The sequence below is a fragment of the Rhodococcus sp. MPR-R1B genome, assembly GCF_058793255.1.
Map to the genome: position 1 here is coordinate 82,573 of NZ_JBXAFO010000019.1, position 22,725 is coordinate 105,297.

The window sequence follows — 22,725 nt, forward strand, 5'->3', positions numbered from 1 at the left end:
GGCCTTGATGAACATCGGCGTGAGCGATTGGCACTGATGCCCGCGTACGTGCCCGCGGACTGTGCGGGGTGCGCGGGCTGTGCCGTACCGGCGACGCGTGGGGCTGCTCCCGCAGTACGGGCGTTGTTCGGATGTGGGCGCGTGTTCCATCACCAAGACACGCGAAAAATCAGTTATTGAATCTGCAACAGGGCGCGATGTACCCTGAGACCAGTCCTCCAAGACTGTCCCTTCGGGGAAGCGCAGTACCACCGAGAGCGCGAGTTACCAGCTCAACCTCTCACCCACTTCGAAACCCTCGGCCTGCCCGCCGGGGGATTTTCGATTTCTAGGGGGTTCGTGCTACTGCAAAGCGTGTGAAATTGTCACGTATTCTCCTGCCGGAGAAGGGGTTTCGCTACGCAGTCAGCGGCAGAACCTCCTCACGGTGCAGCTTTTGATCGAGTCCAAGATCGAACAGGATTCCCTGGTCAAGCTCGACCACGAGTTCAGAGTGACCAGTTACCAGTGCCAAGACATCGGCTACGAGTTGGCTCTCCGAACTGACACCCGTCTTGGCCCGAAGCTCTTCGAGCGCCTGGGCCACGTCCACAGGAAGGCGTGTCGACACGCGAGTGCGATTGCCTTTACTTGGGTTAGGCATATGCCTCTCCTTTCGATCCTGCGCCTGAACGTGCGCCAGGTTCACCGCCATCTTGCGCCAAGTTGGCGGTTTCGTTCGCGTGACACGCCGCACTGAATGTTAGATCACCGAATTAATGCCGCGAGAGCGTGATTTTGTTGCGTGATTTATTACTTAGATCTTGCGCGTGTCTCGCGTGTCTCACGGCCACGCTCCCAAACTTCGACCACCTGCGCCGTCTCGACGTTGTAAAGCTCCGCAATCGCGGAGACACGCTGGTCATTCACCGGTTTCATGCCCTTTTCGATCTCGGCAAGAGAGGTGGGCGAGATCCCGAGACGTTCGGCAGCTTGGATTTGAGTTAGGCCGGCACGCACCCGAAGGTCGCCCATGCGCAATCTGTTGTCCGGAATCGGAACCAACACACTGATCGACACGTCGAGTTCCTGTGCAATCTGCTTGAGCACCGGGGGAGCTGGCGTGGAACGCCCCGTCTCCCAATGGGAAACGGATTGACGGCTGGACCCTAGTCGAACAGACAAATCGTCTGGCGTCAGCCCCGCTTTGACACGCAACTCACGGAGCCTGTCGGCCCGAAAGCCGCGCACTCCACTCCGTGGCACTTCATCAACTCCTGGGGTCAGATCGCCTGCTTGCTCGCTCATTCTTGCGCCTCCCTGGAGTGGTACCCGCCACTAGCCCGCGTCATCGTTGCGTGTTATTGTTGACAGCAATGCTAGCCCGGAGCGTCAGTGAGCGTAGCGAGGATCGAGGTGAAGGCGCGTGTATAAGTTGCACAAACCAGCCGGTTTGCCATACGCTTCGAGCGCGCTCCCACCCGGGGGTTTCCTGGATCTTGTCGAGGTCGGTTCCAGATGCAGCACCACGCAAGTGGCACAGCCCTATTCAGGCGTGCCCACTTTCTCCCGGGCAGGGGCAGGCATCTTGACTATTTTTCTCACACAGAGCGGCATTCGACCTGCTCGTGACACTCGACTGAACGACGAATACCGGCCAGATACGAATCGGGCCGGTCCTTGTCATGCAAAAAGCCCCAGAGACGGATTTGTGATTGGCGTCGCTCTCCGCCCCCGGGGTCCCTTTCAGCCCACGGTGCAGCACGCACATGGGCGTCCAGACCGCAGGGCACCAAGCCTAGGCGATCTGGTTGAAACCGCAACCAGCGCCTGGAGGCCGCCGTGGGTATTGGTCCTGCGCAAATCAGCTACCGCCCTGGGTTAACCCCAGCAACTCCCGAGTCTCCTGGTTTAGCTCTGGGTGACCGTGGAGCTTCCGAATGCCTTGCTACGAAACCAGACTCGGCCATTCGCCCAGCGCCTCACCATGCGCTGTCCGGCGACGTGGACCGTAACGCACCCACCCCGCTTCCCCTGCCCGGGAAGCGGGTGGGTGCACCTTTTCGTGCACGCTGCATTCCTCTATTCGCCAACGTCGTCCACTGCATGGGGCGCAGTCCGAGCAGCGGTTGTGTGAGCCTTCCGATTCCCGGCTTCTTCCACCGGTGCCCACTCGGACACACCCAACTCCCGACCACGTCCAGCTTCTTCAAACGCTTCGCGGCCGACGGCGTGATCTCTGCCGCGCATCAGCTTCCCGGTACGTCCTACCGGGATTAATGGCCCGAGATCACAACTCTCGCGGCCGGCCCATCCACGAATCCACCTAAGTGTTTGCAAAACAACACGATTGAAGGGATGTCATGAAGCAGTTCAAGAAACCACGGTCCGGTGGTCGTCATCGGTCACCGTCGACGGGTGCGGTCGCAGCCGTGACGTTGGCGGCGATGGTCGGAGCCGCCTTCGTCAATGCCGGAGTTGCGATCGCAGCGCCGACCCAGCCGGGCATCACCGCTCCGTCGCAGCCGGGCATTACGACGCCTCCGCCTGCGTCGGAGCAGCCGGGTATTACTACTGCCCCTGAGGTTCCTGCACCGACGTCCGATCGTTCGTACTGGACTCCGCCTCCGGCTGAGTACGACAACATTCAGTGGAAGCCTTCGCCGTCGACGCAGCAGTCGTCCCCGAACAATGCAGGGGATAGCAGCGGGAACTATGTAGCGCCGGCGTATTACGGTGACCCGATCGACGTGGGGGCACTCCATCTCCCGACCGAAGTCGAAATCATCGCTCCGATCGAAGCACCGCCCCAGATGTTGCAGCTGGGTGATTACGTCGGGCCGAAGCCCAATTGGATGTCCGACGAGTATCTCGAACGCACCAATAACACTGCATCTGTCGGTGTTTCACAGTTCGCGACATTCTGGTCCAGTGTCGGCGTCGACGTCGATCGTTCACAGCGTGTCTCGGCTGCAACCTTCGGCGGAGCCGCAGCAGGTGCCTTGGCTGCCGGAACCGCAGGGTTCACAGTGGGCGCATTGGGTGGCGGCACAGTGGGCGGTTTGATCGGGGCCGGTATGGGCGGTCTGGTTCCGCTTCCGCCGCCACTGCCGGAAGCGACGACAGGCGTCGTCGGCACCGCGATCGGTGCCGGTGCAGGTGGATTGCTTCTCGGGATTCCCAGTGCCGTGGGCGGCGCTGTGGTGGGCGGATTGACGGCGGGAGCAATCGGTGCCGGTGACACCGATGCCGAGCCTCGCCACATCGACGTGCCGAACCTTCCTGAGCCGGACGCACCTGCGATCACCTCGCAGACCAGTGACGCGCTGGCGGCGCAGGCCCCGCAAGTCGCGCAGGTCGTCACCGATGCTGTGGCGTCCGTTCCGCAGATCACCGAGAACGTCAACGCGCAGCTCACTACTGCACGTGAAACCGTCCTCGCTCAGCCCGGTGGCGATCAGGTCATCGCCGCACTCGACAACGCGGCCGTCGAAGCGAATTACGCCTTCGGACCTACCGCCGATCTGATCGGCCAAGCCCTCGGCGCTGCTGCCGCTGGAGCGACCCCCGCGTAATCACTACCGCCGCCGGGGTCGGGGCTTCGGCCCCGGCGGTGTTAGTCGAAGTTCTTTTTCTTTGCACGAGAGGAAATATCGACATGTCAGGTCAGAACTGGTTTCCACCGTTGGACCCGACCGAGTTCGCCGACGAAGTGGACACGGGAGAGCAAACCCCAGACGCCGACGTACATTCCGAGCCCGAGTCCGAAAACCCCGATGAGGAATCAGAACCCGACTCCCTACTCGACCATGCCGAAACTGTTGAGAGCGAACCGGTTTCCACCGGCAACGCTCCCTCGGCAGACGAGACCGTTGTCGCTGCGGTGAGCCGACCCACCCAACACCTCACTCCCACATTCGAACTCGCAGATGAGGACGAGACCGGACCGGCGACCGATCCGATCGCCGGGTCCGTCGGTGTTGTCCGCACGCTCCCGGTCGTCACTCTCGCTGTCAGTGATCTGAATACACAACCGGATTGGGCATCGGAATGGGAGCTGCCGGCCACCGATCCGGAACCGACACCGACCACCCCGGATGCGGGGGAGCGGATCGGTATCCCCGAACCTCTCCCTGGATCCGACCGGGCGCGTGGCCGGAGCCGCCGCACGAAAGCCGCTGTCGGGGGAGCCGCTGCGGCCGTGCTGGCTGTCCTCGTGGGCGGCACCGCAATCGCGCTGGCCTCCGGTTCCGACGAACCGGACGCTCCAGCCTCCCTCGAAGTACCTGGAACCACTACGGCCCCGCCAGCGGCGGGGACGTCTGTCGCCGGGGCGCAGGCCGCCTCGTCCTGGTGCCCGAGCAGCGTCAAGGGTGATGTCATCAGCGGGAATGGACCTGGCGGTACCGGATCTGGCCCTGATGCGATCCTCGGATTTCAGCACGCCTTCTACGTCGATCGCAATGCGGACAAAGCGCGAGGCTTCGCCACTCCGGAAGCTGCGGCCACCCAACTGTCGACCTTGCAAGCCGGCATCGACGACGGCGTCCCGGTCGGCACCGAGCATTGCGTTTTGATCCGACCGTCCGGTCAGCCGGGTGTCTTCGCCGTAGAGATGGTCCAAAAAGCCGCGGACGGCGCGATCGTGCGATACGCGCAAACCATCAGCACGACCGTGCGTGACGGAAAGACGCTGATCGCGGCCATCAACGAGAGCGTAGGCACGCCGTGACGTGGGCAGGGGACTGGCTCGAGGGCGAGCCGACAGAAGACAACGAATCCGACGAGAAGCCGTCGGCACCGGTCGACGACACCGCACCGCCGCTCGTGCCCGGGTCCGAGGCAGAAGCCCCGGTCGATGACGTGCCTGAGCCAGAAGATGCACTGATTCCGCTGGCACCGCCTTCTGCTGTGCTGATCGCCGGGGTTGCCGGTGGAGTCGGAGCCACCACGACAGCGGTCGGCCTGGCGAGTGCATTGCACACCGAACTCGTCACTGCTGCCGCCGTGGATACGACCCCCGCCGGCGGTGACCTGTCCGAGCGTGGCTGCGGGCGCGAGTTGAACCCCGGCCAATGGGTCTCCGAGCACGGGGTGCTGTGGGGTCGCCGCACGCTCGGGGAGCTGAGCGGCGACGCTGCGGCGCTCGCGTCCGTTCACTCACTCCTGACCGCGTCCGGTCATTTTCCGATCTACGACGCCGGAAACCCTTTGCGTGCACAGCATCTCGCTCCGCTCCTAGCCGATGCGTCGGTCGTGATCGTCCTGGTGGTGTCCAGTCGCGGCGACTCCGTGAACCGTCTTCCCTCCGTCCTGGAATGGATCGAGAGCACCCTCGGCGCACACACGTTGGCATCGGTCGTCGTGGCCGTCGTCGAGGTCCGTCCCGGTTCGACGCCGGTGGCCGATCACCTCAGTGCCCATATGGCGGGCCGGATCGGAGCGGTGCGCCTGATCGGTCACGACCGGTCGTTGGCCGCAGGAGGACCGATCGTGACCTCGGCGATGGGCAGCGGTGTCGAGCAGGACTTCACCGCTCTCGCCGCCGACGTACGAAACCTCGGTGCAGCCGCGCCGACGCAGTGAACAAACACATCCGAAGGGAAATCCGCATGAGATATGCGAGAGGGATCACCACAGCGGTGACGGCCACGGTCGTCCTCGCACTGGCAGGAACCAGTCTGGCGAACGCCGCACCCACCTCAGGCGACTCCGCACCGATGCCCTGCACCGCTTTGGGAGTCTTCGGTGTTCAGGGGACCAACCAGTCCGCTCCGGATGCCGACCCCACCATCGACAGCGGCTTCCTCGGCATGTCGGTGATGGTGCCCTTGCTCCAGTCCGCTGCCGGTGAGGTCTCACGGATGCTCGTCCCGTACGCCGCCGACTTCGGTTGGCGGGGAGCGACGTACGAGCAGTCGATGACCGAGGGGGTCGACAAGACCAGCCAAGCGATCTCCGATTACGCCGATAGGTGCCCCTCGTCGATGATCGCGGTGACCGGATATTCGCAAGGCGCGCAGATAGCGGACACCGTCATCCGCAATATCGGCAGCGGCAAAGGCCCGATCACAGCGGACAAGCTCGCCGCCGGTGCATTGTTCTCGTCCCCGAATCGCCCGCAAGGTGCGGGTACCTTCCCCGGCGGCTCGTCCGGGCAGAGTTCACCGACACCGCCCAAGGGCGTTGCCACCTCTGCCTTGTCGGATCTGACGGTGACCACCCCGACCCCTGCTGACGGCGGCGGCATAGCCCCGAACTACGCCGCCTCGTCCGGGTACGGCTCTGTTGCCGGCCGTGTCGCTTCGTTCTGCACCGACGGCGACCTCGCATGCGCGACACCACAAGATGCGACGCTGGCCCGCACGGTCACCAATATCGCTGGGCAGCTGCACCTCGAGCAGCAGGATCCGCAGAAAACTCTGGTCGACCTCGCGGGTGCATTGGGTGGGGCGACAATTCGTACCGCCGCCGACGTCGTCAACGACGACATCAACTTCTCCAACGGCCGGTTCACCGTGCAGTCGTCCGGAAAGACCATCCTCGGGCGCCTGTCCACGAATTCCGATCCGCGCTCCGCCACTCCGGACGCGGACGCCGATGTCATCCGGGCAGTCATCAAAACCGGTGTCATGGGATTGCAAGCGGGCATCGCGGTCGCGAAGAAAGTCCTCACACTGGACACGATCGGCACCCTCGCCACCGTCGGCATGGCCAATCCCCCTGCTGCACTGGGCATCTTGGCAGCGAAAGTCGGGGACGCGGCAATGAGTTTGTTCCCGCCGTCCACCGGCACCCAAATCCAGAAGTACATCTACAACGAAGTCCAGCGCGGCATTTCCGACAACAAGGACCTGCTGAAGATGGCAACGCAGGTCAAGTACTGGGACACGGCCCGCAACCACGGCACCTACGACTCGATTCCCGTGGGAGGACAGGGGCAGACCCCGGCGAAGTTCACCGTCGAGTGGTTCTCCACCCTCGCGAAAGAACTCTCGTCCGGATCCACGTCGGCCGGGGCGAGCACCACGAAAACAGCCTCGCCGACGACTCGTCCGAGCGGGACGCCCTCTGCGGCCCCCTCGTCGTCGACGCCGCTGACCAGCTCGGTGTTCGCCACGACCTCGGCGGTTTCTCCCGAAATCGTCGGGCCGGGCGGCGCGTTCGCGCCTGCCCAGATCCCGACTCCCACTCAGGCGCCTGCCGCCGCACCGCCCGCGCAGTGATCGGTCGGCGGCGCACGGAACTCCTCTGCTGCGCCGCCGCCCAGCAAACCCCGGGACGCACTGACGTCCCACTCCAACCGAAGGGACCATCTCGTGTCAGATGACAGCAGCAGCGGAGGCGTCGGCGGTGCCATCGTCGTTGTCGGTGCCGCAGCCGTCGCGTTCCTTCTGATGATCATGGCCGTGGTGGTCGTTCTCGTTTCCGAGGACGAAGAGTGCGCTCCCGTCGAAAACGGGGGCGGCCAGGTCGCCGCTGCCGGTTCGCTGGTCAAGCCCACCAAGTCGTCCGAAACAACGGACACCTCTCCGTTCGGTCCGCGATGGGGCACCGAACACAAAGGACTCGACCGTGCAGGTCCGGTCGGTACCCCGATCTACGCGTTCACCGACGGCCGCATTCGGGAAGCCGGTCCCGCTGACGGCTTCGGGAACTGGATCATCGTCGATCACGAAATCGAGGGCCACGTATACAGCAGCGTCTACGGGCACATGTTCGACGACGGTGTGATGGTCCGCGCCGGAGAGCAGGTCCGTGCAGGTCAGCAGATCGGGGCGATCGGCAATGCCGGCGGCTCGACCGGGCCGCACCTTCATTTCGAGGTGTGGGACGGCGGTCGTCTACCCGACGGCGCCGGTACCGCGGTGGATCCGCAACCGTGGATCGACAAGGCCGCCGAACCCGGCGAGGCTCCCGCTGCGCCCGCACCGACATCTCCGGGCTCGGGCGATGCGGGTGATGAAGGTTCCGGGTTCGGAGGTTTGGACGGCCGACAGTTGGCGATCGCGAAGCAGATCGTCGCGGTCGGTGAAGTCATGGGCATTCCCGATCGCGGCGTCATCGTCGCGCTCGCAACCGCAAGTCAGGAATCCGGCTTTCGCATGTACGCCAACGACGGCACCGATCCTCGCCTCGAAGCCGATCAGAAGGACGTGGGCCGATCCCTGGACTTCCCACACGATGCGGTCGGACGAGATCACGGCTCCGTCAATCAGTTCCAACAGCAGTACCCGTGGTGGGGAACGCTCGAAGAACTGATGAACTCGGCCACTGCATCACGCAAATTCTACGAAGCGCTGGCCAAGCAGAGCGGGTGGGAATCGCTACCGATCACCGTCGCAGCACAGAACGTTCAAGGATCGCTGTACCCGGACGCGTACGCCGACGACGAGCCGATCGCCACCACGTTGGCGGCCAAGTTCAAGGGCGCCGGGGCGAACATGTCCGAAGCCGACCTCGCATCCATCGCAGCTGGTGGAGCCATCGCCGTCGCCGACGGCGGCAGCGCTGCCTGCAACGATCAGCAGCCCGCACCCGGTAGCGGCGGCGGCGAGGGTCCGGCCAGCGAGTTCGGACGAGCCGTCATCCTGGCTGCCTCGCGCTGGATCGGTACCCCGTACGTCTGGGGCGGTGGCGACACGAACGGCCCCACCGGCGGCGGATTCGACTGCTCAGGTCTGACGCTGTACGCGGTCTACCAGGCATCCGGCGGACGAATCAGCCTGCCGCACTTCACCGGATCGACCGCAGATCCCGGACAGCTCTACGACTCACGCGGCGCAGAGGTCCCCATCGACCAGAAACAGCCCGGCGACCTGATCTTCTTCGGCCCCGCCTCGAACACGCACCACGTCGGCATCTACTACGGCCTCGAGAACGGCGAAGAGATGTTGCTTCACGCTCCGACCGAAGGCCAGACCGTCACCATCGCTCCGCTGTCGGGGATGTCGGGAGAACAAATGCACGTCCGCCGCTTCGGCGCATCACAACCGCAACCGCAGGAGGCACGATGACAAACCGGACTGACCGCAGACCGATGAGGTTGACCGCGTTCGCCGCCATGACCTTCGCTGTTCTCGCACTTGTCGGATGCGGGCGCAGCGATGACCACGACCACCCGATGGATGAGGGCGGCCCCACTCAATCATTGACTGTTCCCGCCGATCCCACTCTGCCGGAACCGTTTTCCTCGGTCGATCAAAGCGATCCGGAAGCCGTGATGGTCGCGGCCGCGCAAGCTCTGTTCTCGTACACCCCCGGGGCGGACACCAACCAGATCGACGCAGCGAACCGGGCAGCACCGCTGCTCGACGAGCGGTACTACACCGACAACGCGTCGTCCTTCATTGCTTTGGCACCGATCACCGGTCGCCAATGGGAGTCCTGGCGTGAGCAGAACGCGGTAGCCACGGCCACGGCGACGGTGACCGCCGATAATCACCCCGAGGACAAGCCTGCGAAGGTCTCGCGAGTCGTGGCCGTGACGGTGACCGCCGTCGATGCCGGCGGCCGGGAGATTGATCGGGTTCCGTTCGCGGCGTACATGACCGCCACCAAGCTCGGTGTGTGGCGCGTGAGCGCGGTGATGGTCCGATGACCAGCGCATATGCCGATGTTCCGCGTCGCGGTGCTCCGATGCCGAGCGGTCCACGCATCGCGGGGGCTGTGATGCCCGCGACCGATGAATCCGCTCCGATCTGGGAAGGCCCGATCGAACGTGAGGCTCTGACCCCCGCCCGGCCGCTTGTCTGGCTTCTCGGAGCTACCGGCGGCGCCGGAGTCTCCTCGCTGACGCGTTCCCTCGCGTACGCGGGGGACTGCCAGCGCGGCTGGCCCGGATACATCGGTGACCTACCGGGCGCGGACTCACCGCTGGTGGTGCTCGTTTTTCGCACGACGATGCACGGCGTAGAGCGTGCTCATTCACTGCTTCTGCAACACGCCGCCGGTGGCACGCCGGAAGGAACACACATCCTCGGCGTCGTGTCCGTCGCCGACAGTGATCGCCCACTGTCCAAGCCGGTCCGGAACCGTCTGGCCGTCGTCGAGTCGCTGGCGCGCTCGCTGGCCGGTCACTGCTGGGACGTGCCGTGGCTCGAGCCCTGGCGGGTCATGCCTCCTCGCGAACTTCCCGAGTGGTCTCCGTCCTCGACGTTGCCGGCCGACAAGAAAGCGGCGCGTGACCCGACGAGATACCCCGTCGCCCCGGTCATCGCTCTCCACGACCAGATCCGAGTCGCAGCAGCAGCTCGGGTGAAGGAAATCAGTTCTTCCGCAACATAACTCGAAAGGCACTTTCTCATGAACGCACTCCACACCCTCAACACCTACATCCTCGCTCAGCAGCCCGCGCCCTTCCCCTCGCCTGGACAGGGCGGGGACGTGATCGACGTTCAGATGACCACTCCGCCGTCAGGCGACAAGTTTCAGGTCCTGCTCGGCGTCGGCCTGTGGGCGGCAACAGCTTTCCTGATCGGACTGGGAATGATGGCCGGCGTCAAGTTCGCCCAGTCGTTCGCCGACGGCACCGCTGGACGCGGCGAAAAGATGATGGTGGTCGGTGTCGCCGTCGGCGCGATCATCACGTCCTCCGCCGCCTCGTACGTCACCTGGTTCATGGAGTGAGTACTTCGATACTGGCCGCAGGCGGCGGCATCAAGATGCCCGGCGAAGACGTGCTGGTCCCGCTCGGACAGATGCTCGGCGTGTTCCTGTGGTTCGTCGCCGCCGGTCTGATCGTCGCCGCGATGCGCGCCGGTGTCGAAGTCGCGCACCGCTTCGACGACGGCGAAGTCACCGGCCCCGGAATCCGGCGGTTGATCTCGATCGCCATCGGCGCCATCGTCACCGCCTCCGCAATCACGTGGGCGGGATGGCTCCTCATCTAGCCCGTCTCGATTCCACTACTCACTTTGCGAAAAAAGAAGGAAATCATGGCAATTCACCGTTACCGCCTCGTCGGCGCTCTCGTCGCCGCAGCTCTCGCGCTGTCGGTGGCTACCGCGTGCGGATCGTCGGAGGAGGACCCCGGAACCGGCACCGGCGCGGCGGTCGACACCAGCGCAGCGCCGCAGCAGGTGACGTGGGAGAGCTACCGCGGTGTCGCTGTCCCTGTCTCCGCTGTCGACGGACCGACGAGCGTTTCGGCGAAGATCCCGTTCGGATACAGCCGAACACCCCAAGGGGTGGTGATGGCCGCCATTCAGGGCCAGAGCCGTCTCGCACTCGCACCGGACGAGACCTGGGCGCAGACCGCACAACTGCTGACCGCCCCTGGCCGGGGCCGGGACGCGTACGCCGTGGCGCGGGTGATGACCTCCATCACCACCGAAGCCGATCCTGCTCAGACAGCCCAGTTCGCCGGATTCCGCATCGAGGACTACAGCCCCGACGAAGCCGTGGTGTGGCTGGCGACACGGATGCCGGACGCTGCACTGTCTGCGTCGCCGACCTCGCTGATCTGGCAAAACGGCGATTGGAAGATCACTCTCCCTGATCCGCAGCCCGAGACCTCCGACGCTGCGCCCACCGATCCCGTGCCGTTGACCTCGCTCGACGGATACACCGCCTTCTCCTACGCCGACTGATCTTCCCCCGACTTTTCAGGAGCCACCCGTGAGTAACCGCACCGAACCCCGCGAGACGACAGAAGGATCGCGCCTTCGCCGCACCGGCGAGTGGTTGGCGACCAGCCGCACGACCGGGATTGCCGCTGCCGTGTTCTGCGCGCTTCTCGCGGTGGTCGTGGCCGTGGCCGTGTTCATCGCCGTCACCCGCGACGACGATTCCGCCGGCGCCGGCGCCCCCACTGCCACCCAGCCGCCCGCGACGGCACCAGCAAAACCCGACAGCGGCACTGCATTCGGCGTTCCGTCGGCGGATCTGTTCGGCCGCGTGATCGCCAACCCCGTCAACCCGCGTGGTCAGGCGTTGCCGCAGTCGCCGGCAGATCGCCCCTCGTTCAAGGAAGGTGACCCGGTCCCCGCTCCGGAGGGGTTGATGTGGCAGCAAGTCGGTCCGTTCATCCTGCCGTTCTCGACCTCCGACGGTCCCACTCGAGTAGATGGCCCATTGGCCACGGGTTTCGCTCGCACCCCTCAGGGCGCTGCGCTCGCTGCCTGGCAGATCAGCATGCGGACGGTCATGGACCAGGAATCACTCGATGCGGTCTTCGACAACCAGATCGAACCCTCGACGCGGGGGAACAAGGCGTCGTGGGCGCCGAAGAAGTGGATCGACTGGAGCCAGCTGCCCCCTCAGTACATCCCGGCGGCATTCAAGATTTCCGGTTGGAGTGCTGACAACTCGTTTGCGGTCGTGGAGGTCGCGGCCCGCGACAAGACTCCGGGCTCCTGGTTCACCACTCGCTTCGAGGTCGTCTGGCAGGACGGTGATTGGAAGATCCGTCGCCCGTCCACCCAGCTTCCGCCGCAGACGATCACTTCGCTGACGGGGTGGACCCAATGGTGAAGCGTCTGGCTGCGATCGCGGCTCTGCTCCTGGCTGTGCTGGTCTTCGGGCCGGTCGCGCTCGGGCATGCCCAGCCCCCGGCAGATGATCCGGGCACTTCGGAAACCGGGCAGGCGCCGGCTGACGACGACATGTATGCCGGTTGCCGCGACGTCGGTGATTCCGTACCGGTCGTCGGTGGGTTCCTCGAACGGTTCTGCGACTTGGGCACTGCTGTGGCCAATCCACAGGACGCGGCCGGCGAGTTCGCCGACGGGATGTGGAAATCGGGCGTCGGCAAGGCCGCCGAAGTGTTCCTCGACGGTTGGAAAAAGGGCATCACTTTCATGCTGACGTGGTGGATGACCAACTCGGTCACCGGCGCGGTCGGAAACAGTGACACCGAGAACACAGTCTGGCAAGTGCACCAATTCTTGCGAATATTCCAGATAGCGGCGTTCATGATCTCGGTCGGGATCTCCGCACTCAAACTCGCCTGGGCCAAATCGCGTCTGGCGCAGCAACATGCCGAAGAAACGGCAATGATGTTGACCCGCACAGTGTTCGCGTCCTGGACTCTGGTTCCGCTCATCCTCGCCGGTGACGAACTCTCCCGAGCAGCGGGTGTGTGGCTGGTTCAAGCGATGGTCGGAGAGAACATCGACGAAGCGGCGAACAAACTCCTCGCCGTCGCCGAAGTCGGCCCTCTCCTGGGTCCGGGCTTGATCTTCGTCTTCGCGATCTTGGGCATCGTCGGAACCGCCGTGCAAGCGGTGTTCATCATGATGCAGATCGCGATGCTGCGCCTCGTCCTCGGATGGGCGCCGATCGCGGCCGCCGCATCAGGAATCGGCAGCGCCGGAATGCAGGCCTGGACGAAGCTACGGAATTGGGCGGTGGTGTTCGCACTGTTCCCGTTCGTCGCTTCCAGTGTGTACGGGATCGCTTTCCTCTCGGCCGCCGGTGCTACCGACGCACAAGGTGTCTTTGCCGGAATGATCCTGCTGACACTCTCGTGCCTGACGATGCCGGCGTTGGCGAGGCTGATCGTTCCTGCGATGGGTTCGATGGCCGGCGGCAACGGCGGCGCGGTGCTGGGCGGAATGCTCGCCGCGACCGGCGCGAGTATGGGCGCTTCGATGATCCAGTCGATGTCCTCCTCGGCTGAACAGGATTCCGGGTCCTCTTCGTCGTCGAGCGTTCAGGGCGGCCCGAGTACGGAACCGACCGGCTCCAGCACTCCCTCATCCGGGTCGAGCTCACCGGCGCCCTCGGGCGGTGGCACGGAAGCTGCATCGAGCGGTCCCTCTGGGGCAGCGACCGCGAGCGGTTCGTCCGGAGCAGCATCCGGTGGCGCATCCGGAGCAGCATCCGGTGGCGCGGCGAGCGGCGCGGCCGCGGCCGCTGGTCCTGTCGGTGCGGCCGTCGCCGTCGGGCAGGAAGTCTCCGACCGGATCAGCAGCGCTATGGGCGCCGTCGCGTCGACGATCGGCGACAGCGCCGCCGGAGCAAGTGGGGGAGCGGACGTTCCGGACGAGCCGCAAGGCGGGCGGTCCGGATGAGCGCACACCGCACCGCACCGTTTGACCTCATTGATTCCATCTTCAAGGAGCAGCTATGAGCACCGAAGCACCGGGCCGCCCGAACACCTACGGCGGTCTTCACGAAGCCCCCTCGACGTACCTGTTCGGTGTGTCGAAGAAAATGTTCTACGTCTTCGCGTCGGGCATCGTGGCCGGCATCGTTGCACTGCTCGCGGGGTTTTTCGTCTCCGGAGCGGTGATCCTCGGCGTAGTGGTGCTGACCTGGGCGCCGCTCGCTGCACGCATCGGCGGCAAGTCAGGGTACGAATTCGCCACTGAACTCACCGGGTGGAGCAAGCAGCGTCGGCGCGGCCAGCACATCCTGCGCGCTGGTTCTCTCTCGAACGCGCCCGGAGGCCGAACCCGAGTCCCGGGAATCGGCGCTCCGATCGAAATGTGGTGGGGAATCGACAAACTGGGCCGACGATTCGGAATGAGTCATCTACCGAAACTGCATCAGTACACGATCAGGCTGCGCTGCTCTGTGCCCGGATACAAAGGTGTCGAACAGGGTCAGGTCGACCTCGACGTCGCCAACTGGGGTGAGTTCATCAACCTCAGCGGACAGACGCCGGACATCGAAGCGATCGCCACCATCATCGAAACCCTCCCGGAGACAGGCGCGCGGCAAGACGCGGAAATCTCGCGACTGTGCAAACCCGGCACCTCTGAACTCGCACAAGCGGTGGTCCGCGAATCGGGCACCGGCGTACGTCACGGAATCCAGTTGCACACCCACATGGCGCTCACCTTCACCGCGAACACGGAAGCCAAACGCAAGGATCCGATGGCGATGATTGCCGATCTGGCAGAACGTCTTCCGTCGATCTGCGCGAACCTCGGCACATTCCGCGTGACCGCTGTCCCGATGTCCGATCACGAAATCTCCGCAGTCGTGCGCCGCGCATACGATCCCCGCCCGGTTGTCGAAGCCGAGGTGGAATCGTCACTGCGCAGCGGAGAGATGTACGTCGACTGGCTCGATGCCGGCCCGATGACGGCCGAGGAAACCAAAAACACCTACTTCCACGAAGGCACGGCCTCGCGGACCTGGGTGATGAACGCACCCCCGTCCGGTGCCCGCAACGAACGGATCCTCAAAGCACTTCTCGAAGGTCACGGCGACGTCCCGCGCAAGCGCGTGACACTGATTCACCGGCCGATGTCCCCGGCCGACGCCGTGAACGCAGTCGAGAGCGGCTACGTCTACGCAGTCGGTGAACGCAATGCCCAACGCGGTATCGGGTCGGTCCGCGCAGACCTCAAGGTCAAGGCAGCAGACCGTACTCGCGTCGAGGTCGGCAACGGTGCCGGCGCGACAGCGGTCTCGCTGATCGTCACCGCGTCGGCAAGTACCGAAGCCCAGCTCGACATTCAGGCCGACACGATCGAATCCCTGGTCGCCGGGTGCTCGACGAAGGTACGGCCCGCATGGCGATACCAGGCAGCGGCATTTCTCTCGGGCGTCGGAGTCGGGGTCTATCTCCAAGACCACGCAACGACGGCGAAAACCTTGCAGGCCTGAACCGGCCAACCACCACCGAGAAGGAGAAAACGATGAGTTTGATGTTGCGCCGCCGGATCGCAGACCTGACCGGCACGTACGAACCCGGACGCAAGAAGCAGAATGCTTCCCTACGCGATCCGATGGCAGCGGCACGCAAACGCCGCCAGGCAGAGGAAAAACAACGCATCGCAGACGAGAAGGCAGCAGCGAAAGCCGCCGAACTCGCACGCGATCCTTCCCGAACCGAACCGAAATGGCGCCGCGCCCCCAAACTCACCGACCGCGGTTTCGCCGGCCACGGCGGCGGCAAGATGGGCGTCGTACCCAAGCCGCCGGAGTTCCGCGGCACCAGTGTGCAGGCATGTGGGCTCTCCCCGTGGGTAGTAGGCAGCACCTATCCAATGGTCGGAACCCCGCTCGGGAAAGATCCCGACGGCATCTCGTTCCACTACGACCCGATCACCGCCACCTACCGTTCACGCCGACAGAACACCCCCAGCGTGTTCATGCTCGCCCTGCCCAGTAACGGCAAGTCCACGGTGGGCCGCAAACTCGTCAGCGGGGCCGTCGCCCAAGGTCACATCCCGTTCGTGTTCGCCGACACCAAACCCGACTTCACCAAGGAAATCGAAATCATCTGCGGCGATCGCGGCAAGATCGTGCGCCTGGGACACGGCGAGGGGTACCTCAACCCGCTCGCGATCGGAGCTCTCGGGTCGGTGATTCCGCTGCTCGCGGACTTCCCCGACTTGCAGAAGAAAGTGATCAAACAGGTTCACCAACGCCGCAAGCGAGTGATGCAGTCGCTGTGCGAAATCGAGCGCGGAACAGCGCTGACACAGGCCGAACGCAACATCATCACCGCGGCGCTGCGCCTACTCGAAAAGGACCCCCGTTTCGGATACGACAACCCGCCGCTTATCTCCGATCTGCTCACGTTGATCGAGAACCCGCCGGAAGAGTTGATGCGCAAGGCGTACACCCGCGACAAGGACAAGTACCTCGCCAAGGTCGAATCCCTCCTCGAGACGCTGTCCGCGCTGCTCGACGGCGATCTCGGTGAGGTGTTCTCCCAGCAGACGACCACCCCGATCGACTTCACCGGCGAGGATCGACCGACCGGGGTGTGCGTGGACATTTCAGCGCTCAGCCACGGTGACACCAAGCTCGAAGCTGCGGTGATGGCCGCATGCTGGGAGGACGGCTTCGGCGCCATCGAAGCCGCACACGTCCTCGCCGATTGCGGACTTCGCGACCGGTTGCTCTTCCTGGCAGTGCTCGACGAATTCTGGCGAGTTCTCGCCGGCCCCGGAATGGTCAGCCGCGTCGACGCCCTCACCCGCCTGACCCGCACCGTCGGAACGGCGCTGGTGATGATCACCCACACCGTCAAGGACCTCGAATCGCTCGAAATGGACTTCGACATCATGAAAGCCAAGGGCTTCATCGAACGCGCCGGAGCGTTGATCGTGGGAGCCCTGACCTCGGACGAGATGGACAAACTCGACTCCATCATTCCGTTCACCCGCGCAGACAAGGCATGGGTCTCCGCGCTGTCGTCCCCAGCCGGCTACGACGCCCAACTCGAAAAGCCAGGACCACCCCCAGGCCGAGGGTTTTTCCTGCTCAAACAGGGCACCGAACGCATTCCAGGGCACCGTTTCGAGACCGTCCTGACCCCCACGGAACTGAAATACCAGTGGCACGACACCGACAGTCGGTTCGTCGACGCCACCGACGCCGGACACGCGGCACAGACAGCGAAGGACAACGCGGCATGAGCGGCAAACGCAGCACTCGCGGCAACCGCTACGGAGCAGAGGTGCGCAGTGCCACAGTCGCTTTGGTCGACAAGCTGCGCCCTCAGTATCCGTCTCTGTGGGCAACGATTGAGCGTGTCGCCGCCGATACCGGAATCCACACCTCCACCGTGCGGGCGTGGCTACGGCAGCGGGAAGGCGCGGACGCCGTGAAACCACAACCGTGCGCCCCGAATTCCGAAATACATTCCCTCCGCGTCGAACTCGAAGCACTACGCGAAGTGAACCGTGAACTGATCGCCGCGAACAGAGGCCTGTAAATGACGCATATCTTCCTCTACAGCACCGCCACCGAAGCCGGTGAGCCGTCGGCCGCATTGCAGAGTGCAGTACAGAAGATGCACGACCTGGTCGCCGACCTCGAAACGAAACACCGATTCGTTGCAGTACAAGGACATTCACACACCGTCATCCCCGCTCAAGTAACGGGAACATCGTTGACAAGCAGACCACGTGCCGGTTACGCCGTCACGTTGACCACCGTCGTCGAGATACCGACGGACAACACGTAAATCCGACAGTTGGGAAACAACATCATGTTTGGACGATCCGCGAGTGGCCCGAGTGACGGGCAAGCTGGTGTGCATTTGGAGAGCGTCATCACCGGCCTGACCATAGCCGTTTTCGTGATCGCAGCAGTCAGTGTGCTGGTTCGGACTAGCCGCGATCACCGACGCCGCGTACGTCCGCAAGACCGGCCGGAAACCGCGCATATCACCGAACGTCAACGGCCTCCGCCTGATCGTCTTTTCACTGACCGCAGTCGCCCTCGTCGTCCTTCTGCGCCTCATGTCCTGACCGAAGTAATCAACCCACAGCTGTGCCCAACAATTTTCCGCCGAAGTTCTTCTCTGTAAACAGTTTCCGACACCGCAGGAGGTAAATCATGAGTAAGGGTTCCGTGCGTGATCCCAGTCAAGGTGACGTGGCGTTCGAGGTGCTCGGTGTGTGCGCCGGGATCGCGGTTGCCGGCGTCGTCGGCGCCTCCGTCGCGATGCAGTTCGGCACCGAGCAGGATGTTCCGGTCAATCCGATGGCGATGGTCGCGGGCCTGATCAAGGGCGATCTCGTGTGGGAGTCCGGTGCGAGCGTAGTGGCGATTGCCTTCGCCTTGGCGTTGATCGTGTTGGTTGCGGTGGGCATGTGGTTGTTGATCCTGCGCAAGCGGGACAGCACCCGCGTCGACGAGCTGGCCAAGTACATGGGCCGCGGTCGCGACATCGCTTCGTTGACGGAACAGGCATGCCGGGCGAAAGCCGAATCCTTGCAGGTGCGGCTCCGTCCCGACGACGTTGTCGGCATTCAGCTCGGGTACCTGTTGCTGCCGAGCAAGCCGGTGTTCGGGTCGGCCCCGATGTTGCGCGGCAGCTGGGAGGACCTGCACGTCGATATTTGGGGTCCTCGCACCGGTAAGTCGACCAGTCGCGTCATCCCCGCAGTTCTCGATGCTCCCGGCGCAGTCCTGACCACCTCGAACAAGCGCGATGTCGTCGACGCGACCCGCGACGTTCGAGCGGCAATGGGTTCGCAAGTCTGGGTGTTCGATCCGCAGAGGGTCGCCAATGAGGAACCGAGCTGGTGGTGGAATCCGCTCACGTGGGTGACCGACGAAGTCAGGGCCGCCGACCTGGCCGATCATTTCGCCTCCGGTGACGACGGACTCGAAGCGAAGACGGACGCGTTCTTCGATCCGGAAGGAAAGGACCTGTTGGCGGCACTGTTCCTGGCTGCGGCACTCGATCGCCGCCCGATCACACAGGCATATACGTGGGTCACGGACGTGCAGAACCAGGAAGCGGTGAAGATCCTTCGCCAACATGGGTACGGATTGCAGGCCGACGGCCTGGCCGGGCAGTACAACGCACCCGACAAACAACGCGGCGGTGTGTTCGGTACTGCCAAGAAGATGATCCGCTCGCTCAAGATCAGGACGATTCATCCCTGGGTGACGTCGGATGGTTCGTCCGATCCGCGGCCGCATTTCGATCCTCGCGAGTTCGTTCGTTCCGGAGGCACGCTCTACAGCCTTTCCCGCGAGGGCAACGGTTCGGCCGGCCCACTGGTGACGGCGTTGACCGTCGCCGTGATCGACGCAGCCGAAGAAATCGCGACCACCTCGCCGAAGGGACGTCTGCCTGTTCCTCTCGTCGCTCCTCTCGACGAGGTGGCCAACGTCGTGCGCTGGTCCAAGCTGCCTAGCCTCTACAGCCACTACGGTTCTCGCGGAATCATCATCATGGCGATCTTGCAGTCCTGGTCACAGGGTGTGGAGGTGTGGGGCGAACGCGGGATGAAGAAACTGTGGTCGGCGGCGAACGTCAAGGTCTACGGCGGTGGTGTAGCCGTCGATGACGGGGTGTTCCTTCGGGACATGTCCACCGCGATCGGTGACCATTGGGAGATCACCGGGTCGGTCACAGCCTCCTCGCAAGGCCGATCCACTTCCAAGCAGCGCACCAAAGTTCGTACGTTCACCGAATCCGAACTCGAAGCACTGCCACGTGGCCGGGCGATCGTACGTTCCTCTGGTAACCGGCCTGTGATCGTACGGACGGCGCCGTGGATGGCCGGCCCGCACGCCGACCAGATCAGGGCGTCAATCGAAGCCCACGATCCGGCAGCCCCGGCGAGGTTGGCGGAAGCAGAAGAAGGCCTGTCCGAATGGCTCAAGCCAGACCACGCGGGGGCTGCGCGTGAGGCTGTGTCGCTGTGAACGCGCCGTTCGAGCCACCACCGGCCGGCGATTTCGATCCGGGTGAGGCTGACTATCTGCCGCCCGATGATGCGGACTATCCACCCCCATCCGCGTACACGCCCCTCAGCGGAGGAGATGAACCGAACGTCGAAGCGCCGCTGAGCGAGAACCTCGAGGCGATGGTCGGCAAGGCAGTTCTCAAACGCATCCAGAAGGAAGCCGACGCGATCGCTGAAGCGAAGTGGGCGGAAATCCTCACTCCAGAGCTGTACGCGCGACTCGAAGCCGCGGCGGCGGCCCGGTTGCTGGCGCAGCTCGAGATTTCACTCGCCGATCCGGAGGCGGAGCCGGAGCCGGAGCAGCCGTCAGAACCGGAACTGGTGTTCGGATCGGTAGAGGAGTTCGTGCGCGAACGCATCGCCCCTGTCTATCGGCGTGAGGTGATCGAGGGGACGTCAAGGAACTGGTGCACGCAGTGGTGGAAACACGCCGAAGCTATCTCCCGGTTGGAAGCCCTGTGGCGCGCATGGGAGCGTCTGCGCCTGGATCCTTCGACCGGGATGAGTGTGTGGTGGCGCGATCACGCTGACCACCACATGGCACAGCTTTTCGATCCAGAGGGCACGTTCAAAGCGTGCTCGGTCCGCGGCGGTCATGCCGGCGGCGACTTCGCGATCGTGCCCTTGCCGATTGAACCCGCACCGTCGTCGATGTTCCCCGACATGCGTCTTTCCCCTGAATCCGCGCCCACAGCGGCGTCACCCCACAAGGAAGGCAACAACTGATGTCAGAGCACGACGAAATCGGTGAGGTCAATCAAGAACTCACGCGCATGTTCCGGGTCGGCTTGCAGTCTGCGTCCCGTCTCGCAGAGCAGATGGGTCGCGCACGTGAGAAGCAGATCCGCGACGCCGAAGCCAAAAGCGTGCAGGCGGCCCGGGAACTGCGCGAACGGCTCGTCGCCGAGCGCAGCGTGATCGAGGCACAGCTACGTCCGGTGATGACGGACCGCTGGTGGGAGGACGCCTCCCACGCGCAGATCGCCGACAGCTGGCAGCAGGCCCGCGGTTGGCAGGACCACTCGCAGCCCGCGGCCGACGCCGCAGATCGCATCCGCACGCAAGTCCAGACACGGTACGGAATAGATGCGGGCGCCCCCGGGATCGACCCGCGAGAAATCGAGAACCTGCTCCGGGCAGCCGAAGAAGCCAAGCGGGCCGCTGCCGCCGAACAGGAACTCGCCGAACGCGAGAACGTGAAGGCTTCCGAGCTGATGGCCGAAGCCGATCGGCTCGACAAGACGGCAACAGAAGCCGAAGGCACGCCGGCCGAAACTGAAATCGCCGAAGACGCAGACGCTCATCGGGCGGCCGCGGAAGCCGAGTACGACTCGGCTGAACGGCGCGATGCACTCGCCGCCGACATGAACGCCGGAGGAGTGGACAAGGAAACGATCGGGGCCCGGATGACGGCCGACCTCGACCAGGCCAAGCATCCCCGAGGAGCGGTGCAGACCGGGACAGGTAAACCACCGGCCGCAAGGAAAGGACGTCCGGGCAAAGGCCGCAGCCAAGAACGCCAACACACTGGCCGTTAGCAGTGCATCGGATCATCGCAACCGTGTTAATTGCCCGAACACTCAACTGCGTTTCAGATCCTCCCAGAACAAGTCAATGACGAACCAAGCGGAGCCGAACCGAGCCGAGCCAGAGAGTTAATCTGTGCCCGCCGTTACGACCATCTCGCCTCGATCGGATCCCACGATCCAGCATCGAGATGCTTACTGAGCAGTGGATTAAGGCATGCGCCAACAATGCTGAGGGCGCCATCAATACTCTTCGCTTCCTCTGGCAGCCCAGCAACCGTCTTGGCGATTTTGTTGTACCCGACAGGCCAGGGCGGAGCAGGCGACGTCAGTGCGAATGGCAGTTCCAACGAGCGTCGAGCGGCCTCGCATTCAAGCGCGGTACGGGTTATGGCGGCATCGATCGACCAGGCAGTGACGATAAGTGTGAGGTCGACGAGGTCGTGGTAGCGCGTCGAGGGTTGTCTCAGCTCGCCATACCGTTCGTACATCGCACAGGTTTTGTCTGAGATCTGTTGCGGTAGTGGGTATAACGCAAACTTAGGCATCGCCCCCAGCCCCTCCCACTCAAGGACTGGGAGCGGAGGGTGGTAATCCACGATTCCTACTGGATCAAGTTCCGTGGACAGATCAATCGGAAAGTCGGCGAGTTCTGTGACGCCGAGGTAGACCCTCACTTTCACGCTGGCTCCCGCGACACCGCCTGTCATCAGCCGAGGAGGGTCAAATACAAACCGGAAGAAGTCGAGGTCGGTGGGGATCTGCGCGATTGCTTCAAGTTCCTTGAGCGCATCGGCGACAGATGCTGAGGTGTGTAGAAGGTCGATGTCCTGGCTGTACCGTGCATCCGGTCGTCGCACCAGTAGCGAAGCCCCACCCTTGAGCATCCACCGATCCCCTGGAGCGGAAAAAACTCGCGCGAGGAATCGTTGTAGGAAAAACTCACGACGCAGTTGTTCGATCGTTCGGCCGCGCAGCGTGGACTGGTTTCGGAGACGATCCTTGAAGGAGCGAATGAACGCGGCCGTGTTGTTTGGCGAGGGTCTGTCGTTGGTCATAGTGCCTTCCGATCAGCCGGTGAAGTGGACATTGATCTCGCCCCG

General features: G+C 64.0%; 24 protein-coding genes. 21 read left to right on the plus strand and 3 right to left on the minus strand.

What is annotated here, in order from left to right:
* Window positions 1-397: 397 nt before the first annotated feature.
* Together AC1Q61_RS23560 and AC1Q61_RS23565 are read right to left on the minus strand one after the other, a co-directional pair.
* The gene (locus tag AC1Q61_RS23560) at window positions 398-643 is read right to left on the minus strand and encodes a hypothetical protein (protein WP_206029854.1); all 246 of its coding nucleotides are present in this window, start codon (window positions 641-643) and stop codon (window positions 398-400) included.
* Window positions 644-792: 149 nt separating this feature from the next.
* On the minus strand, window positions 793-1,287 hold the full coding sequence (locus tag AC1Q61_RS23565; protein WP_125461368.1) for a helix-turn-helix domain-containing protein: 495 nt from the start codon (window positions 1,285-1,287) through the stop codon (window positions 793-795).
* Window positions 1,288-2,112: 825 nt separating this feature from the next.
* Between AC1Q61_RS23565 and AC1Q61_RS23570 the strand changes: the two genes are divergently transcribed.
* The 21 genes from AC1Q61_RS23570 (at window position 2,113) to AC1Q61_RS23670 (ending at window position 21,634) form a co-directional block, all read left to right on the plus strand.
* Entirely contained in the window at window positions 2,113-2,259 is a 147-nt protein-coding gene (locus AC1Q61_RS23570; protein ID WP_192804736.1) for a hypothetical protein, read from the plus strand.
* Between the two features lie 83 nt (window positions 2,260-2,342).
* Window positions 2,343-3,554, plus strand: coding sequence for an insoluble domain protein (locus AC1Q61_RS23575; protein WP_475845851.1), 1,212 nt, complete (start codon window positions 2,343-2,345; stop codon window positions 3,552-3,554).
* Between the two features lie 83 nt (window positions 3,555-3,637).
* Window positions 3,638-4,711 (plus strand): DUF8176 domain-containing protein, encoded by a 1,074-nt coding sequence (locus tag AC1Q61_RS23580; RefSeq protein ID WP_475845852.1) that lies wholly within the window; start codon window positions 3,638-3,640, stop codon window positions 4,709-4,711.
* Window positions 4,708-5,565: a hypothetical protein gene (locus AC1Q61_RS23585; RefSeq protein WP_475845853.1), complete on the plus strand. Its 858-nt coding sequence runs from the start codon at window positions 4,708-4,710 to the stop codon at window positions 5,563-5,565. Before AC1Q61_RS23580 ends, AC1Q61_RS23585 begins: the two co-directional genes overlap by 4 nt.
* 26 nt (window positions 5,566-5,591) lie before the next feature.
* Entirely contained in the window at window positions 5,592-7,205 is a 1,614-nt protein-coding gene (locus tag AC1Q61_RS23590; protein WP_492651294.1) for a cutinase family protein, read from the plus strand.
* A 93-nt stretch (window positions 7,206-7,298) separates the two neighbouring features.
* Window positions 7,299-8,996, plus strand: coding sequence for a peptidoglycan DD-metalloendopeptidase family protein (locus AC1Q61_RS23595; RefSeq protein WP_492651293.1), 1,698 nt, complete (start codon window positions 7,299-7,301; stop codon window positions 8,994-8,996).
* Window positions 8,993-9,580, plus strand: a complete 588-nt coding sequence (locus AC1Q61_RS23600) for a hypothetical protein (protein ID WP_240952879.1) — start codon at window positions 8,993-8,995, stop codon at window positions 9,578-9,580. Before AC1Q61_RS23595 ends, AC1Q61_RS23600 begins: the two co-directional genes overlap by 4 nt.
* Window positions 9,577-10,266, plus strand: a complete 690-nt coding sequence (locus AC1Q61_RS23605) for a hypothetical protein (RefSeq protein ID WP_492651292.1) — start codon at window positions 9,577-9,579, stop codon at window positions 10,264-10,266. The genes AC1Q61_RS23600 and AC1Q61_RS23605 overlap by 4 nt, the downstream gene beginning before the upstream one ends.
* Before the next feature lie 18 nt (window positions 10,267-10,284).
* Window positions 10,285-10,608, plus strand: coding sequence for a hypothetical protein (locus tag AC1Q61_RS23610; protein WP_042925324.1), 324 nt, complete (start codon window positions 10,285-10,287; stop codon window positions 10,606-10,608).
* Complete coding sequence (locus AC1Q61_RS23615; protein ID WP_019750044.1) at window positions 10,605-10,871, plus strand: hypothetical protein; 267 nt, start codon at window positions 10,605-10,607, stop codon at window positions 10,869-10,871. Before AC1Q61_RS23610 ends, AC1Q61_RS23615 begins: the two co-directional genes overlap by 4 nt.
* A gap of 45 nt (window positions 10,872-10,916) precedes the next feature.
* Window positions 10,917-11,570: a DUF8175 domain-containg protein gene (locus AC1Q61_RS23620; RefSeq protein WP_492651291.1), complete on the plus strand. Its 654-nt coding sequence runs from the start codon at window positions 10,917-10,919 to the stop codon at window positions 11,568-11,570.
* A 28-nt stretch (window positions 11,571-11,598) separates the two neighbouring features.
* On the plus strand, window positions 11,599-12,453 hold the full coding sequence (locus AC1Q61_RS23625) for a DUF8175 domain-containg protein (protein ID WP_492651290.1): 855 nt from the start codon (window positions 11,599-11,601) through the stop codon (window positions 12,451-12,453).
* Window positions 12,447-13,994 carry a hypothetical protein gene (locus AC1Q61_RS23630; protein ID WP_492651289.1) on the plus strand — a complete coding sequence of 516 codons (1,548 nt, stop codon included), beginning with the start codon at window positions 12,447-12,449 and terminating at the stop codon, window positions 13,992-13,994. The genes AC1Q61_RS23625 and AC1Q61_RS23630 overlap by 7 nt, the downstream gene beginning before the upstream one ends.
* A gap of 55 nt (window positions 13,995-14,049) precedes the next feature.
* Window positions 14,050-15,540, plus strand: coding sequence for an SCO6880 family protein (locus tag AC1Q61_RS23635; RefSeq protein WP_492651288.1), 1,491 nt, complete (start codon window positions 14,050-14,052; stop codon window positions 15,538-15,540).
* A 32-nt stretch (window positions 15,541-15,572) separates the two neighbouring features.
* On the plus strand, window positions 15,573-17,303 hold the full coding sequence (locus tag AC1Q61_RS23640) for a putative type IV secretion/conjugal transfer ATPase (protein ID WP_355334658.1): 1,731 nt from the start codon (window positions 15,573-15,575) through the stop codon (window positions 17,301-17,303).
* On the plus strand, window positions 17,300-17,602 hold the full coding sequence (locus AC1Q61_RS23645; RefSeq protein WP_492651287.1) for a transposase: 303 nt from the start codon (window positions 17,300-17,302) through the stop codon (window positions 17,600-17,602). Before AC1Q61_RS23640 ends, AC1Q61_RS23645 begins: the two co-directional genes overlap by 4 nt.
* On the plus strand, window positions 17,603-17,854 hold the full coding sequence (locus tag AC1Q61_RS23650) for a hypothetical protein (protein WP_182262778.1): 252 nt from the start codon (window positions 17,603-17,605) through the stop codon (window positions 17,852-17,854).
* A 130-nt stretch (window positions 17,855-17,984) separates the two neighbouring features.
* Window positions 17,985-18,140: a hypothetical protein gene (locus AC1Q61_RS23655; RefSeq protein WP_182262777.1), complete on the plus strand. Its 156-nt coding sequence runs from the start codon at window positions 17,985-17,987 to the stop codon at window positions 18,138-18,140.
* An 88-nt stretch (window positions 18,141-18,228) separates the two neighbouring features.
* A complete protein-coding gene (locus AC1Q61_RS23660) occupies window positions 18,229-20,055 on the plus strand; it encodes a type IV secretory system conjugative DNA transfer family protein (protein ID WP_492651286.1) in 1,827 nt (608 codons plus the stop codon).
* Window positions 20,052-20,822, plus strand: coding sequence for a DUF4913 domain-containing protein (locus AC1Q61_RS23665; protein WP_492651285.1), 771 nt, complete (start codon window positions 20,052-20,054; stop codon window positions 20,820-20,822). Before AC1Q61_RS23660 ends, AC1Q61_RS23665 begins: the two co-directional genes overlap by 4 nt.
* Window positions 20,822-21,634 carry a hypothetical protein gene (locus AC1Q61_RS23670; protein ID WP_492651284.1) on the plus strand — a complete coding sequence of 271 codons (813 nt, stop codon included), beginning with the start codon at window positions 20,822-20,824 and terminating at the stop codon, window positions 21,632-21,634. Before AC1Q61_RS23665 ends, AC1Q61_RS23670 begins: the two co-directional genes overlap by 1 nt.
* Window positions 21,635-21,768: 134 nt before the next feature.
* Here the strand turns inward: AC1Q61_RS23670 and AC1Q61_RS23675 are convergent, their stop codons facing one another.
* Window positions 21,769-22,680 (minus strand): nucleotidyl transferase AbiEii/AbiGii toxin family protein, encoded by a 912-nt coding sequence (locus AC1Q61_RS23675; protein WP_021334574.1) that lies wholly within the window; start codon window positions 22,678-22,680, stop codon window positions 21,769-21,771.
* Between the last annotated feature and the right edge of the window lie 45 nt (window positions 22,681-22,725).